Annotated in this window: 15 protein-coding genes; 8 read left to right on the top strand and 7 right to left on the bottom strand. The window is 62.2% G+C overall.

Features of this window, described 5'->3' with window-relative positions; genetic code table 11:
- The 8 genes from VFE81_RS06605 to flgL form a co-directional block, all read left to right on the top strand.
- A partial coding sequence (locus VFE81_RS06605; protein WP_325043826.1) for a flagellar basal body rod C-terminal domain-containing protein occupies window positions 1–162 on the top strand: 162 nt, incomplete at its 5' end.
- Window positions 163–192: 30 nt separating this feature from the next.
- Window positions 193–981 (top strand): flagellar basal-body rod protein FlgG, encoded by a 789-nt coding sequence (gene flgG, locus VFE81_RS06600; protein WP_325043825.1) that lies wholly within the window; start codon window positions 193–195, stop codon window positions 979–981.
- A 118-nt stretch (window positions 982–1099) separates the two neighbouring features.
- A complete protein-coding gene (gene flgH, locus VFE81_RS06595) occupies window positions 1100–1798 on the top strand; it encodes a flagellar basal body L-ring protein FlgH (RefSeq protein ID WP_325043824.1) in 699 nt (232 codons plus the stop codon).
- Between the two features lie 2 nt (window positions 1799–1800).
- On the top strand, window positions 1801–3015 hold the full coding sequence (locus VFE81_RS06590; protein ID WP_325043823.1) for a flagellar basal body P-ring protein FlgI: 1215 nt from the start codon (window positions 1801–1803) through the stop codon (window positions 3013–3015).
- A 12-nt stretch (window positions 3016–3027) separates the two neighbouring features.
- Window positions 3028–4026, top strand: a complete 999-nt coding sequence (flgJ, locus tag VFE81_RS06585) for a flagellar assembly peptidoglycan hydrolase FlgJ (protein ID WP_325043822.1) — start codon at window positions 3028–3030, stop codon at window positions 4024–4026.
- Between the two features lie 413 nt (window positions 4027–4439).
- Complete coding sequence (locus VFE81_RS06580; RefSeq protein WP_325043821.1) at window positions 4440–5213, top strand: flagellar brake protein; 774 nt, start codon at window positions 4440–4442, stop codon at window positions 5211–5213.
- A gap of 222 nt (window positions 5214–5435) precedes the next feature.
- The gene (gene flgK, locus VFE81_RS06575) at window positions 5436–7412 is read left to right on the top strand and encodes a flagellar hook-associated protein FlgK (protein ID WP_325043820.1); all 1977 of its coding nucleotides are present in this window, start codon (window positions 5436–5438) and stop codon (window positions 7410–7412) included.
- A 10-nt stretch (window positions 7413–7422) separates the two neighbouring features.
- On the top strand, window positions 7423–8646 hold the full coding sequence (gene flgL, locus VFE81_RS06570; RefSeq protein WP_325043819.1) for a flagellar hook-associated protein FlgL: 1224 nt from the start codon (window positions 7423–7425) through the stop codon (window positions 8644–8646).
- 159 nt (window positions 8647–8805) lie between these two features.
- On the opposite strand, the gene fliR is transcribed toward flgL, so the two are convergent.
- The 7 genes from fliR to fliL form a co-directional block, all read right to left on the bottom strand.
- Window positions 8806–9588, bottom strand: coding sequence for a flagellar biosynthetic protein FliR (gene fliR / locus VFE81_RS06565; protein WP_325043818.1), 783 nt, complete (start codon window positions 9586–9588; stop codon window positions 8806–8808).
- Between the two features lie 46 nt (window positions 9589–9634).
- Window positions 9635–9904 carry a flagellar biosynthesis protein FliQ gene (fliQ, locus tag VFE81_RS06560; RefSeq protein WP_093640874.1) on the bottom strand — a complete coding sequence of 90 codons (270 nt, stop codon included), beginning with the start codon at window positions 9902–9904 and terminating at the stop codon, window positions 9635–9637.
- A 90-nt stretch (window positions 9905–9994) separates the two neighbouring features.
- Window positions 9995–10837: a flagellar type III secretion system pore protein FliP gene (gene fliP, locus VFE81_RS06555; RefSeq protein ID WP_325043817.1), complete on the bottom strand. Its 843-nt coding sequence runs from the start codon at window positions 10835–10837 to the stop codon at window positions 9995–9997.
- Complete coding sequence (gene fliO / locus VFE81_RS06550) at window positions 10837–11517, bottom strand: flagellar biosynthetic protein FliO (protein WP_325043816.1); 681 nt, start codon at window positions 11515–11517, stop codon at window positions 10837–10839. Before fliO ends, fliP begins: the two co-directional genes overlap by 1 nt.
- Entirely contained in the window at window positions 11514–11978 is a 465-nt protein-coding gene (gene fliN / locus VFE81_RS06545) for a flagellar motor switch protein FliN (protein WP_325043815.1), read from the bottom strand. Before fliN ends, fliO begins: the two co-directional genes overlap by 4 nt.
- Window positions 11971–12969: a flagellar motor switch protein FliM gene (gene fliM / locus VFE81_RS06540; RefSeq protein ID WP_325043814.1), complete on the bottom strand. Its 999-nt coding sequence runs from the start codon at window positions 12967–12969 to the stop codon at window positions 11971–11973. The genes fliN and fliM overlap by 8 nt, the downstream gene beginning before the upstream one ends.
- 50 nt (window positions 12970–13019) lie before the next feature.
- On the bottom strand, window positions 13020–13526 hold the full coding sequence (gene fliL / locus VFE81_RS06535) for a flagellar basal body-associated protein FliL (RefSeq protein WP_325043813.1): 507 nt from the start codon (window positions 13524–13526) through the stop codon (window positions 13020–13022).
- Between the last annotated feature and the right edge of the window lie 952 nt (window positions 13527–14478).

The following is a 14478-nucleotide window of genomic DNA, read 5'->3' as shown; positions in this document are numbered from 1 at the left end:
GTCACGCTGGCGCCGGCGTCGCTCGAAGGCAGCAACGTGAATCCGGTCAGCGCAATGGTCGCGATGATCACCAACGCGCGCCAGTTCCAGATGCAGACGAAGCTGCTGGAAAACGCCGACAAGAACGACCAGTCCGCCAATCAGCTGCTCAGCTTTAGCTAACGGGTTGCTTGGCAACCCAGGAGAAAAATTGTGAATCGCTCACTCTACATCGCCGCTACCGGCATGAATGCGCAACAGGCGCAGATGGACGTGATTTCGAACAACCTCGCGAACGTCAGCACCAACGGCTTCAAGGGCTCGCGCGCGGTGTTCGAGGATCTGCTGTATCAGACCGTCCGCCAGCCGGGCGCGAACTCGACGCAAAACACCGAATTGCCGTCCGGCATCCAGCTTGGCACCGGTGTGCAACAGGTCGCGACCGAACGTCTGTACACACAGGGCAACCTGCAGCAGACCGGAAACTCGAAAGACGTCGCGATCAACGGCCAGGGCTTTTTCCAGGTGCAGATGCCCGACGGCACGACCGCCTACACGCGTGACGGTTCGTTCCAGACCAATGCCCAGGGCCAGCTCGTCACGTCGAGCGGCTATCAGGTGATTCCGGCGATCACGATTCCGAACAACGCGACCTCGCTGACCATCGGCAGTGACGGCGTGGTGTCGATCACCGTCGCCGGCCAGGCCAACAGCCAGCAACTCGGCTCGATGCAGGTCGCCACCTTCATCAACCCGGCCGGTCTGGATGCGAAGGGTGAAAACCTGTTTTCGGAAACCTCTTCGTCGGGTGCGCCGAACGTCGCGCAACCGGGCCTGAATGGCGCCGGCACGCTCAATCAGGGCTACGTGGAAGCATCGAACGTGAACGTGGTGCAGGAATTGGTGAACATGATCCAGACGCAGCGCGCTTACGAAATCAACAGCAAGGCCGTGACGACCTCCGACCAGATGCTGCAGACCCTCAGCCAGATGCAGGTTTAAGGCTTAGGGACTGGGAATCAAAAGCGCCCCCGAACCTGTCGCTTCGCGTCAGGCCCCCCCGAGGGGGGACGAGAAGACTTGGGGCGCCCCGGCGCTTTCTCGAAAGGCAGTAATCAAGATGTCGCACTTCACTCGTAATCCGGTTCATTCGCGCACCGCTCAGGCGCTCGTGCAGCTCACACTGCTCGCGGCGCTGGGCGGCTGCGGCCTCGTGCCGAAGCAGCCGATCACCCAGCAGCCGATGACGGCCGTCCCGCCGATGCCGCCGCAGGCGCAATCGCCGGGCTCGATTTTCAACCCGGGTTATGCGGGCCGGCCGCTGTTCGAAGATCAGCGGCCGCGCAATGTGGGCGACATCCTGACGATCGTGATTCAGGAAAACGTCAACGCGACGAAGTCGTCGGGCGCCAACGCGAATCGCTCGGGCAACACCAGCTTCAACGTGCCGACCGCGGGCTTCCTTGGTGGACTGTTCGGCAAGACCAACCTGAGCGCGACCGGCGCCAACGGGTTCGCCGGCACCGGCGGCGCGAACGCGTCGAACACCTTCAACGGCACGATCACCGTGACGGTGACGGGCGTGCTGCCGAACGGCAACCTGATGGTGAGCGGCGAAAAGCAGATGCTGATCAACCAGGGCGATGAATTCGTGCGCTTCTCCGGCGTGGTGAATCCGAACACGATCTCCAACCTGAACGCCGTCTACTCGACCCAGGTGGCCGACGCAAAGATCGAATACTCCGCGAAGGGCTATCTCAACGAAGCCGAGAACATGGGCTGGTTGCAGCGGTTCTTCCTCAACGTGTCGCCGTGGTGATCATGCGTACCGTCATCTCCCACCTTCGCCACGTCGTGCAACTCGCCCGGTTCGGCCGTTTTGGCCGTTTTGGCCATGTTGGTCGTGCATTGGCGGTCGTCGCGCTGGCCTGCGCGGCGCTGCCGGCAGCCACGCCCGCGCACGCCGAACGTCTGAAGGATCTCGTACAGATCCAGGGCGTGCGCGACAACCCGCTGATCGGCTACGGCCTCGTCGTCGGTCTCGACGGCACGGGCGACCAGACCACGCAGACGCCTTTTACCACGCAGACGCTCGCCAACATGCTGGCGAACCTCGGCATCTCGATCAACAACCAGGCGGCGGGCTCGACCAACTCGCAGTCGTCGCTGTCGAATATCCAGTTGAAGAACGTTGCGGCGGTGATGGTGACGGCGGTACTGCCGCCGTTCGCGCGTCCGGGCGAAGCAATCGACGTGACGGTGTCCTCGCTCGGTAACGCGAAGAGCCTGCGCGGCGGCACGCTGCTGCTCACACCGCTCAAGGGCGCCGACGGCCAGGTGTACGCGCTCGGCCAGGGCAACCTCGCGGTCGGCGGCGCCGGCGCAAGCGCGAACGGCAGCAAGGTGCAGGTGAATACGCTGGCTGCGGGCCGCATCACCGGCGGCGCGATCGTCGAACGTGCGGTGCCCACCTCGGTGTCGCAAGCGGGCACGATGCAGCTCGACCTGAACGATATGGACTACGACACCACGCAGCGCGTCGTGTCAGCGGTGAACAACGCGTTCGGCAGCGGTACGGCCATGGCGCTCGACGGCCGCACGATTCAACTGCGCGCGCCGTCCGATCCGGAGCAGCAGGTCGCCTTCATGGCGCAATTGCAGAACCTCGACGTCAAACCGGCGCAAGCAGCCGCGAAGGTGATCCTGAACGCGCGCACCGGCTCGATCGTCATGAATCAGATGGTCACGTTGCAAAACTGCGCGGTGGCGCACGGCAATCTGTCGGTGGTGATCAATACGCAGCCGGTGGTGAGTCAGCCGGGTGCGTTCTCGAACGGCCAGACGGTGGTGGCCAAGCAGTCGCAGATTCAGATGAAGCAGGACAACGGCGCACTGAAGCTGGTGACCGCCGGCGCCAACCTCGCCGAAGTGGTGAAGGCGCTCAACGCACTGGGTGCGACTCCTGCGGATCTGATGTCGATCCTGCAGGCCATGAAAGCGGCGGGCGCTTTGCGCGCCGACCTGGAAATCATCTAAGGAAGACACAAGATGAATTCGGATACGACCAATTCCGCCAACGCGGCGAACGACCTGACCCAGCGCTTCGCGCTCGACGTGCAAGGCTTCGGCAAATTGAGTGCGCAGGCCAAGGCTTCGCCGCAAGCCGGCATGAAGATGGCCGCGCAGCAGTTCGACGCGGTGTTCACGCAGATGATGTTGAAAAGCATGCGCGATGCGACGCCACAGGATGGTCCGTTCGATTCGCACGACAGCGCCACCTTCACGTCGATGATGGATCAGCAGATGTCGCAACAGCTATCGCAGAAGGGTATCGGCGTGGCTGACGCGATGCTCAAGCAGATGATGCGCAATCAGGGCCTGCAGGTGGGCGGCGCGAACGGCACAAGTGGCGGCCTGAGCGGCATGGCCGGGGCGTTGGGTAGCGGCAGTGGCGGCGACGAAGGCCAGACCGCGGCGCTGAACGCGCTCGCGAAGGCCTACGGCAATGCGCAAGCCAACGGCCAACTGGCGATGGGCAAGGGCTACTCGGCCAACAGCTCGCTGACGCCGCCGATCAAGGGTGACGGCACCTCGTCGAAGGTCGACGCTTTCGTCGACAAGCTCGCTGCGCCGGCGCAGGCCGCCAGCGCGGCAACCGGCATTCCGGCGCGCTTCATCATCGGCCAGGCCGCGCTGGAATCGGGTTGGGGCAAGAGCGAGATCAAAAAGGCTGACGGTTCGCCGAGCCACAACGTCTTCGGCATCAAGGCGACCAAGGACTGGACCGGCAAGACCGTTTCCACCGTCACGACCGAGTATGTGAACGGCAAGCCGCAGCGCACCATCGAAAAATTCCGTGCGTACGACTCATACCAGGACGCGATGACCGACTACGCGAGCCTGCTCAAAGGCAACCCCCGTTATGCGCAGGTAATCAATTCCGCGCATGACGTGAATGGTTTTGCCAACGGCATGCAGCGCGCGGGTTATGCAACCGACCCGCATTACGCGAAAAAGCTGATGTCGATTATGCAGAAAATGGGCTGATCTGCCGGTAATGCGGATGTGCGGTCGAAGTCGATCGTGCAATTGACCAGTTTGCAGTTTGATTTTCTCGAATAAAGAAGCATGCACGCGACGGGGCCAGGTGCATAACAAGACGGACGAGGCCGGCCGCCTACGGGCAGCCGGTCCACCCGCATAACCCGTGCGATTGCCGCTTGCATTCGACGAGCCGGATTTCACCGGCGGTATATCGGCGTTTTAACGTTTGCGGCAAATATTTCATTACATGCCCCTAAATTTTGGCTGAATGCTGCCGCTAATCAGTTAGACCCGATACCGGAAAAGCGTTGTAATGTCCGGTTGAATGCGCGTGCTGCGGCTTCGATGAAGGCCGCGCGAAAGCCCCGGCAGGAGCCTTGGCACGCGCCCGCAAGAACATGCATACCGGCAAGCCTATGGATACTACCCAGTCGCACGGCCAGACCGACGCACCCGGCCAGTCGCACGCCACGCTAGACGAAAGCGCACCTGATTTTGGCCGTCGCAATCCGTTGGAGATCGGCGTTCAGTTACGCAACCTCGTCAATCGAGGCGATTTCCTCACCGTTGAATACGCGGGCGGTCAGCTCGTCACGCGCCTGCTCGATGTCGACGTGCGCGCGCGCACCTTCACTTTCGATTGGGGCGCGCTTTCGGAACAGAACAAAGGTTTATTGGGGGCATCGCGCTGCCAGTTCCATGCGTCGCCGGACGGCGTGCGCGCTGAGTTCATGACCGGCGCACCGCGCGAAACCCGCTACGAAGGACTGCCCGCATTCGAGGCCGATTTTCCCGACGTGCTGTTCTACGTGCAGCGCCGCGAGTATTTCCGCGTCGATGCGCCGATTCTCGATCCGTATTTGTGCATCGGCCGTTTGCCCGAAGGCGATACGTTCCGCTTCGAAGTGCACGATCTGTCGCTCGGCGGCGTCGGCATGCGCACCACGGATGAGCGCGTGGCCGAGTTGCCGATGGGCACGCGGCTGCAGGATTGCGAACTGTCGCTCGGCGCATTTGGCCGGCTTTCGCTCGATCTGCAACTGGTGTCGCACCGTTCCACTGCGTTGCCGAATGGTACGCAGCGCTATCAACTCGGTTTCCGTTTTCTGACGCTGCCGGGCAGCGCCGAAAACACGCTGCAACGTCTGATTACGCAACTGGAAATGAAGCGCCGCTCGCTGGTGCGTTGATGAAATGCCGCATGAGCGGCACCTGAGCATGGCTCAACTGCCGTGCGGTTTCTGAGTTGTGGCGCATGAGGCAGAAAGCCCGGCAGGACAAGCCTCGCAAACGTTGAAACAAACGCCGAACAAGCATCGGAATGGCCCTCAATTTTTCTTCGTGAGAGCCGTTAAACAGGATGTTCAAGTAACGCGGCGGCATGTGGTCGGTGTCGCCCTTCAGGATGACGCATGTCGAGCAACCTCATCAATCTCGGACTCAGTGGACTGAACGCAGCCCAGTGGGGACTCACGACGACCGGCCAGAACATCAGCAACGCGTCGACGCCGGGCTATACGATCGAAACGCCGGTCTATGCGGAAAGCGGCGGGCAGTACACGGGTTCCGGCTATTTGCCGCAGGGCGTTTCGACCGTCACCGTGACGCGCCAGTACAGCCAGTATCTGACCACTGAACTGAACAACGCGCAGTCGTCGGGTAGCTCGCTGACGGCGTACAACACGATGATCTCGCAGCTGAACAATCTGGTCGGTAGCCCGACTGCCGGCATTGCGAGCGCGATCACCAGCTATTTCACCGGTTTGCAGAACGTCTCGAACAACGCCTCCAGTCTGGCCACCCGCCAGACCGCGATGAGCGGCGCGCAGACGCTCGTGAATCAGATCAATGCCGCAGGTCAGCAATACGACGCGCTGCGCCAGAGCGTCAACACGCAACTCACCAACACCGTTTCGCAGATCAACAGCTACACGCAGCAGATCGCTCAGTTGAACGGGCAGATCTCCGCGGCCAGTTCGCAAGGTCAGCCGCCGAACCAGCTGATGGATCAACGCGATCAAGCCGTGTCGAAGCTGTCGCAACTGATCGGCGTGAACGTCGTGAACAGCAACGGCAGCTACAGCGTGTTCATGGGCAACGGTCAGCCGCTCGTGTCGTCCACCAATAGCTACAACCTGGGCACGGCGCCTTCGACGGGCGACACCAGCGAACTGTCGGTGCAGTATCTCGGCCAGGCTGGCGCGAACCCGGCCGCTACGCCGCAAAATCTGCCCGACAGCAAAGTCACGGGCGGTACGCTCGGCGGTCTCCTCGCGTTCCGCAGCCAGACGCTCGATCCGGCCGAAGCGCAACTCGGCGCGATTGCGGTGAGCTTCGCTTCGCAGGTCAACGCGCAGAACAGCCTCGGCATCACGCTCGCCGGCGCACAGGGCGGCGCGCTGTTCTCGGTGGGCAGTCCGACCGTCTACGCGAATACGCAGAATACCGGCAACGCGTCGCTGAACGTCTCGTTCGCGAGTGCTGCGCAGCCGACCACCGGCGATTACACGCTGGCCTATAACGGCACCACCTACACGCTGACCGACAATTCGACCGGCAGCGTGGTGGGCTCGGCGACGGATCTGAGCAAACCGATCAACGGCCTGAATTTCTCGACCACCGGCACGATGAAGGCCGGCGATTCGTTCACGGTAGAACCGACCCGCGGCGCGCTGAACAGCTTCAACACCGCGACTACGGACCCGTCGGCGCTCGCCGCCGCGGCACCGGTGCTCGGCGCCGCAACGGCGAGCAATACCGGCACCGGCACGATCACGCAAGGCACGGTGACGGCCGGCTACACGATGCCGAATGCGACCACCACGCTGTCGTACAACGGCACCGGCCTGTCCGGCTTCCCCGCAGGATCGACGGTGACGGTGGCGGGCTCGCCCCCGACCACGTATCCGATCACCGACACGACCACCGTGGTGCCGTATTCGTCGAGCACGGGTGCGGCGCTGACGATCAGCAACGCGACCGCCGGCCAGATGAACAACGTCTCGGTGACGATCAGCGGCGCACCGGCTGCCGGCGACACGTTCACCATCGGCCCGAACACCGGCGCGAGGAACGACGGCCGCAATGCGCTGGCGCTGTCGAACCTGTCCACGGCGAAGGCAATGGCGGGCGGCACGGTCACGCTGACGGGCGCGTACGCGAACTACGTCAACCAGATCGGTAACCAGACCAACCAGATTCAGACTTCGAGCACGGCGCAGACCTCGCTGGTGACGCAGATCACCACCGCGCAGCAGTCGGTCTCGGGCGTGAACATCAATGAAGAAGCAGCCAATCTGCTTCAGTATCAGCAGCTCTATCAGGCGAACAGCAAGGTCATCCAGACCGCGCAGACCCTGTTCCAGACGATACTCGGCATTCTCCAGTGAGGCGTTGAACATGCGCATCTCCAGTACGCAGTACTTCAACATGAACGTGGCGACGATGAGCGATCAGCAAGCTCAGTTGTCGCAGTTGTATCAAGAGATCTCGAGCGGCGTCAGCCTCTCCACGCCGTCGGACAATCCGCTCGGCGCGGCGCAGGCGGTGCAGTTGAGCTCGACGGCGACGAGCCTGTCGCAGTACACGACCAACCAGACTTCCGCGCTCGCTTCGCTGCAACAGGAAGATTCGACGCTCAACAGCGTCAATACGGTGCTGCAAAACATTCACACGCTCGTGCTGCGCGCCGGCGACGGTTCGCTGAACGACGGCGACCGCGGCTCGATCGCGACGCAATTGCAGAGCTTGCGCAGCCAGTTGATGACGCTCGCGAATGCGACCGATCCGCAGGGCAACGCCTTGTTCGGCGGTTATCAAAGCACCGCGCAGCCGTACACCACCAACTCGGCCGGCGTCGTGACTTATTCGGGCGACACCGGCACGCCTGCCATGCAGATCACCTCGTCGCACACGATTCAGACCGGCGACAACGGTATCGCGATCTTTGGCAGCGTTGCGTCGATCGGTACCAGCTCGGTGCCGGCCGCGACGACCGGTAATACGGGCACGGGCGTGATCAGCACCGTGAGCCTGACGAACCCGACCAATCCGGCCAATGCGGACACGTACAAGATCGCTTTCTCGTCGGGGACCACTTACACGGTGAGCCAGACCGATCCGGCCACCGGAGCGGTGACCACAAGTGCACCGCAAACGTTCACAGCCGGCTCGGCGATTACGCTAGGCGGCCAGACGGTGAACATCACCGGCGCGCCGAACGCGGGTGACAGCTTCACGGTGACGCCGGCCACGCAAGGCAGTACGGATGTGTTCGCCAACCTGAGCCAGTTGATCACCACGTTGCAAACGCCGGTGTCGGGCGGCGCCTCGACGGCCAGCTTCCAGAGCGCGCTGACCACCAGCATGACCCAGCTCGAAAACACGATGAACAACATCGTGACCGCGCAGGCGGCGGTGGGTGGCCGCGTGCAGGAAGTGCAGGCATTGCAGACCGTCACGCAGACCAACACGTTGCAGACGGCGAGCAACCTGGCGGATCTGACCCAAACCGATATGGCCAAGACGATCGGCCAGTACACGATGACGCAAAACGCGCTGCAGGCGGCGCAGCAGGCGTTTGTGAAGATTCAGAGCGTTTCGCTGTTCCAGTACCTGAACTAGGTCAGCGGGCAGTTCGAAACAAAGAAGGGCGGAAGCCGGTGTGAGCCGGCTCCGCCCTTCTTTGTTCTGGGTAGCCGATGCGCGGTTCAACGTGAGTGAGCGGCGCACGCTGCACGCGTGGCTGTCGCGGCCAATCTCGCCGGTCTAAAACGGTGGGTGCTACTTAAGCCCGGCCGCAACACGCCCCATCTGATCGATGCCGACGTCGAACAGGCGCATGAAGAACGGAATCATGTTCGGGATCATCAGTTGCAGGAGCAGCATGCCGATTAGCATCGTCAGCGGAAAGCCGATCTGGAACACGCCGATTTGCGGCGCAGCGCGGTTCAGGATGCCGAGCGCGAGGTTGGTGATCAGAAGCGCGACGACCACCGGCAGGGACAGCAGCAGGCCCGCCGAAAACACCGTGCTGCCGAAATTCGCCAGTGTGCGCCAGCCGGATGCGCCCAGAATGTTCCCCGACACCGGCACCGACTGGAAGGTGGCCAGCAGCGCGCTGATCATCTGCAAATGGCCGTCGATCACCAGAAACACCAGCATTGCGATCGTGTTCATGTAGCTCGACAGCACCTGGCTCGAACTGCTCGCCTGCGCGTCGAAGAATGTCGCGAAGCCGAGGCCCATGCCCAGACCGACGAAATCGCCCGTGGCGCTGATCGCCTGAAACACGATCTGCATCGTCATGCCGAGCGCGATGCCGATCAGGAACTGGTTGACGATGATCCACACGCCTTCGGCGGAAAACACCGTGACCTGCGGCAGGGCGCCGAGCGTGGGCGCGACGATGATCGTGATGAAGGCCGCGAGACCGATCTTCACCCGCGTCGGCAGCGAACGGTTGCCGAGCACCGGCGCGGTCGCCACCAGCGCGAGAATTCGCACGAACGGCCACAGAAACGCCGTGAGCCAAGCGTTCAGTTGTGCGTAAGTGACGGAAAACATGACGGTGGGAGCGGGCGGAAGTGCCGAGCGGAGGCCGGGGCCGCGCTCAGTTGACGAGCGAGGGGATGTTGGTGAGCGTCTGGCGCAGATAGTCGAGCATGGTCGTCAACATCCACGGACCGGCGATCACCATGGTGACGGCGATCGCGAGCAGCTTCGGGATGAACGACAACGTGGTTTCGTTGATCTGCGTAGCGGCCTGGAACAGGCTCACCACCAGACCGACGACCAGCGCGACTAGCAGCAACGGCGCGGCAAGCAGCAGGCCGACATACATGGCCTGGTGCGCGAGCGTCATGACGGATTCCTGATTCATGGCGTAGTACCGGAAGCGTGAAGGGTTGAGTGACGCAGCTAAGTGACGCAACTAAGTGATGCCGCCAGGTGATGCAGCTAAATGAGCCGGTTAAACAAAGCTCTGCGCGAGCGAGCCGAGCAGCAATTGCCAACCGTCGACCAGCACGAACAGCATCAGCTTGAACGGCAGCGAGATCGTGGCGGGCGACACCATCATCATCCCCATCGACATCAGCACGCTCGCCACCACCATGTCGATGATCAGGAATGGGATGAAAATCGTGAAGCCGATCTGGAAGCCCGTTTTCAGTTCGCTTGTCACGAACGACGGCACCAGCAGCGACAGCGGCACGTCTTCCGGACCTTGCATCGGCGCGGCGTGCGAGATGCGGGCGAACAGCGCGAGATCGCTTTCGCGGGTCTGGCGCAGCATGAACGTCTTGAACGGGGCGAGGCCGCGGTTCACCGCCGTTTCCATCGGGATGGTGCCGTCGGAGAACGGTTTGTAGCCGTCGGTATAGGCCTTGTCCAGCACCGGAGACATCACGAACAGTGTGAGGAACAGCGCGAGGCCGACCAGCACCTGGTTAGGCGGCGTGGTGGTCGTGCCGAGCGCCTGGCGCAGCAGCGACAACACGATGATGATGCGCGTGAAACTCGTCATCATCAGCACCATCGCCGGCAGGAACGACAGCATCGTGAGCAGCAGCATCGTCTGCACGCTCAGCGAGTAGGTCGTACCACCGTTCGGGCCCGGGCTCGTATTGAAGGCCGGCAAGCCGGCGGCTTGCGCGAACGACAGCGTCGGCAGCGCGAGCATCAGCGCCGGCAACACGACTGGCGCGACACGGCGCAGAACGGCAATGACTTTCGATGCGGCGCAAGACATGCGAGTGGAGTGCGCGTGACGTAGTGATTGCACTGATCGCGCTGATTGAAGACTGAACTGCATTACCGATCCCCGCTGCCTTGCCCATTGAAACGTTTGCCTACTTCGCCTTTTAAAGCATCGCGAAAGCGCTGGCCGAAAGTGCCGGGCAACGGTGCGCCTTTAATTGACGCACCCGATGCATCCGATACGTCTGGTGTGGCCGGTTGCGTGCCTGCGACAGGATCGGCCGCTGTTGATCCGGCGGGCATCGTATGCAGCAGACGCACGTTGCCGGGCGCCGTGCCAAGCACGAGCCACGTATCGCCGATCTCGACCACGGCAACCCGCTCCTTGCCGCCGAGCGAGGCGCCGCCGATTGTCTTCACGAGGCCGCCGCGATTGGCCGGCTGCAAGCCGAAGCGGCGCGCGAGCCATGCACAGGCGAACACCAGACCGATCACCACCAGCAGCCCGACGATGGTCTGCAACACCGCGCCGACGCCGAGCGCCGGAACCGCCGTGCCCGCACCCACACTCGACGCGATTTTCGCGGCGTTGTTGACCGCGTTCATGTCGGCTGCGTGAGCGGCCGATGGTCCGAATACTGCCACTGAGGTCAGCGCGAAAATCAGCGCCGACGTAGCCGCTGTTTTTGCAGCGATCGCCGCGAGTCCAGCGCGATGGAGAACATTGCGCGACGCATGTGATGCATGTGATGCATGTGACCCATGCAATGCGGCGCGACCGGCAACACGTTTCATCGATTCAGCTTCCGGATGCGCTCGGACGGCGTGATGATGTCGGTCAGACGGATACCGAACTTGTCGTTCACGACGACCACTTCGCCCTGGGCGATCAGGCAGCCGTTCACCAGCACGTCCATTGGTTCACCCGCCAGGCCATCCAGTTCCACGACCGAGCCCTGCGCGAGTTGCAGCAGGTTGCGGATCGCGATCTTGGTGCGGCCGAGTTCGACGGTCATCTGGACGGGAATGTCCAGGATCATGTCGATGTCGTTGCGCGTCGAGGTCGGTTCGACCTTCGAGAGCGGCTGGAACACGCCAGCGGTAGTCGGGCTGACTTCCGTGTTGTCGTTCTGCTCGGCCAGCGCGCTGGCCCAGTCGGCCATCGCCGCGTCGTCTTCGGCGCCGGCTGCGTCGGCGGCCAACTGCGGCTCGCCGGCGGCCAGTTCGGCCTCAGTCTTTGCGTTCAGGTCACTCATATCCACCATCCTTCATCGTGTCGGCTGCGCTGACCATTTTCTGGACCCGCAACGCATACTGACCATTGAAAATTCCGTAGCCGCATTCCATCACCGGCACGCCATCGACTTTCGCCGTGATGTGTTCGGGGATGTTGATCGGCAGAACATCGCCCTTGCGCATGTTCAGGATCTGTTCGAACGTGACCGGCACCTGAGCTAAGTCGGCGGTCAGTTCCACTTCGGCTGCCTGCACCTGCTGCGACAGCACGCGGACCCAGCGACGGTCGACCTCGAGCGCTTCGCCCTGGATCGGCGACGAGAGAATGTCGCGGATCGGTTCGATCATCGAATACGGCATGCAGATGTGCAGCGTGCCGCCCGTCGTGCCGAACTCGATCGAGAACTGCGTGACGATGACGATTTCGTTCGGCGTCGCCACGTTGGCGAACTGCGTGTGCATTTCCGAGCGCACGAATTCGAATTGCAGCGGGCGCACGCTTTTCCACGACGCCGCGTAGTGTTCGAACGTGAGATTGAGCAGCTTCATGATGATGCGCTGCTCGGTTGCCGTGAAATCGCGGCCTTCGACGCGGGTATGGAAACGCCCGTCGCCACCGAACAGGTTATCGACCACGAAGAACACCAGGTTCGGATCGAACACGAACAGCGACGTGCCGCGCAACGGCTTCACATGGACCAGGTTCAGGTTGGTCGGGATCGGCAGATTGCGGGTGAACTCGCTGTACTTCAGCACCTTCACCGGACCGACGGAGATTTCCGCCGAGCGCCGCATGAAGTTGAAGATACCGACGCGCAGCAGACGCGCGAAGCGGTCGTTGATGATTTCGAGGCCGGGCATCCGGCCGCGGACGATGCGTTCCTGCGTCGCGATGTTGTACGGACGTACGCCTGAGCGGTCGGTCTGTTCGGCGACCGAGTCGGACTCGCCTGTGACGCCCTTGAGGAGGGCATCGACCTCCTCCTGGGACATGAACTCTTCGTGGCCCATTCCTTATTCCTCGTGCGTCCGGCGGTTAATGATGGCAGCGCGAAATGACTTCACTGCACGACGAATTCGGTGAACAGCACGTCCTGGACGTGGATCGGCGCGGCGCCCTTATCGGTCGGCTCTTCGATCAGCGTCTGGAGTTCAGTGGCGAGCGCGCGTTTGCCTTCGAGTGGCGCGAGTTCTTCCGGGTGTTTGTTCGACAGTGCGAGGAGGATGCGGCTACGCACTTCCGGCATATGGTCGGAGAGTTCCTGCTGGGTTTTCGGGTCGTTGAGCTTGAGCGTCAGGCCGATACGCAGGAAGTGTTGCTGACCGTCGTCCGATTGCAGGTTGACTGTCATCGATTCGAGCGGGAAGAAGAGCGGCACGGCCAATGGCGCCGGCGCACTGGCGACTCCCGCTGACGCGGGAGCGGGGCCGCGCTTGGACATGAAGAACCACACACCCGCGCCGGCAGCGCCTGCGGCGATGATCGCGATGAGGACGATCAGGATGATGCGCTTCAAGGGGCCCGGGGAAGCGGGCGCGGCTTGCTGGTTTGCGGTCGTGGCTGCCATGAGGTTTGCTTTACTTGCCTTTAGTGCTGGTGATGGTGATTGTTGTTTATTTGTCTGCGGCGCGATGGGTCGAAAAGAAGGGTTATTGAGGGCTATCTCTGGTTTTTGCCCGTTCGGGCGAGGGATTGCCTGGCGGCGTGGGTTTGGGGTTTTTTTTGCCGTTGGCGGGGGTTTGGGTTGGTTTTGCCTGGGCGGCGCTTATTGTCTGGTTGCCTGCGGCGTTGGCCTTTCCCGGTTTTGTTTGCCTGCTTGGCGCGTTTTTCTGTGCGCTTTTTTCTGTATGCCTGTGGCGGTGGCCTTTCCTTGATTACTTATTGGATTATTAGCGTCGCCCCTGTGCGGGGCAGGCACTTACTTTCTTTGCCGCCGCAAAGAAAGATAAGCAAAGAAAGCGGCTCACCCCGCTAGCTCATAAGCGGGTCCCTTGGCTTGGAGGGGGCAGTGGTGCATCTGGAATCCGTGTTCTCGCACATTCGGCGTGAGTGACAAAGCGCTCATCAGCGCCCACTCCGCGCTGCGCGCGCCGACGCGTGCTTCATAGAACCGACCGCCGTGCTTTCGCACTCGCGCTCCATTCGGCGCCGTGCCGAGGCGAAGCCGATGGCCCCACTGTGCCCAAGCGAAACCCCAGGTTTCTCGTGCGACTCCGTCGTCGCCAAGGCGAAGCCGAAGGCTCCCGCTGCGCTTCAACGAAGCCCTTTGGCTTCCCATGCAATTCCGTCATCGCCGAGGCGAAGCCGATGGCTCCCACCGCGCTCAAACGAAGCCCGGGTTTCCCTGGCAGACCCGTCCGCGACGCACGTAGTGCGGAGTGGGCGCTGATGAGCGCTTTGTCACTCACGCCGAATGTGCGAGGGCACGGATTCCAGATGCATCACTGCCCCCTCCAAGCCAAGGGACCCGCTTATGAGCTAGCGGGGTGAGCCGCTTTCTTTGCTTATCTTTCTTTGCG

The organism is Paraburkholderia sp., assembly GCF_035656215.1.
Taxonomy (GTDB): Bacteria; Pseudomonadota; Gammaproteobacteria; order Burkholderiales; family Burkholderiaceae; genus Paraburkholderia.
The sequence above is the reverse complement of the archived record's forward strand: the minus strand, read 5'-3'. Positions and strand labels throughout refer to the sequence as shown.

Excerpts from the sequence above, each read along its gene's own strand:
- fliO (WP_325043816.1), bottom strand. The coding sequence starts at position 11,517 with ATGAAACGTGTTGCCGGTCGCGCCGCATTGCATGGGTCACATGCATCA.
- fliR (WP_325043818.1), bottom strand. The coding sequence starts at position 9,588 with ATGTTTTCCGTCACTTACGCACAACTGAACGCTTGGCTCACGGCGTTT.
- fliN (WP_325043815.1), bottom strand. The coding sequence starts at position 11,978 with ATGAGTGACCTGAACGCAAAGACTGAGGCCGAACTGGCCGCCGGCGAG.
- fliL (WP_325043813.1), bottom strand. The coding sequence starts at position 13,526 with ATGGCAGCCACGACCGCAAACCAGCAAGCCGCGCCCGCTTCCCCGGGC.
- VFE81_RS06590 (WP_325043823.1), top strand. The coding sequence starts at position 1,801 with ATGCGTACCGTCATCTCCCACCTTCGCCACGTCGTGCAACTCGCCCGG.
- fliQ (WP_093640874.1), bottom strand. The coding sequence starts at position 9,904 with ATGAATCAGGAATCCGTCATGACGCTCGCGCACCAGGCCATGTATGTC.
- fliP (WP_325043817.1), bottom strand. The coding sequence starts at position 10,837 with ATGCAGTTCAGTCTTCAATCAGCGCGATCAGTGCAATCACTACGTCAC.
- fliM (WP_325043814.1), bottom strand. The coding sequence starts at position 12,969 with ATGGGCCACGAAGAGTTCATGTCCCAGGAGGAGGTCGATGCCCTCCTC.
- flgL (WP_325043819.1), top strand. The coding sequence starts at position 7,423 with ATGCGCATCTCCAGTACGCAGTACTTCAACATGAACGTGGCGACGATG.
- VFE81_RS06580 (WP_325043821.1), top strand. The coding sequence starts at position 4,440 with ATGGATACTACCCAGTCGCACGGCCAGACCGACGCACCCGGCCAGTCG.
- flgJ (WP_325043822.1), top strand. The coding sequence starts at position 3,028 with ATGAATTCGGATACGACCAATTCCGCCAACGCGGCGAACGACCTGACC.
- flgH (WP_325043824.1), top strand. The coding sequence starts at position 1,100 with ATGTCGCACTTCACTCGTAATCCGGTTCATTCGCGCACCGCTCAGGCG.
- flgK (WP_325043820.1), top strand. The coding sequence starts at position 5,436 with ATGTCGAGCAACCTCATCAATCTCGGACTCAGTGGACTGAACGCAGCC.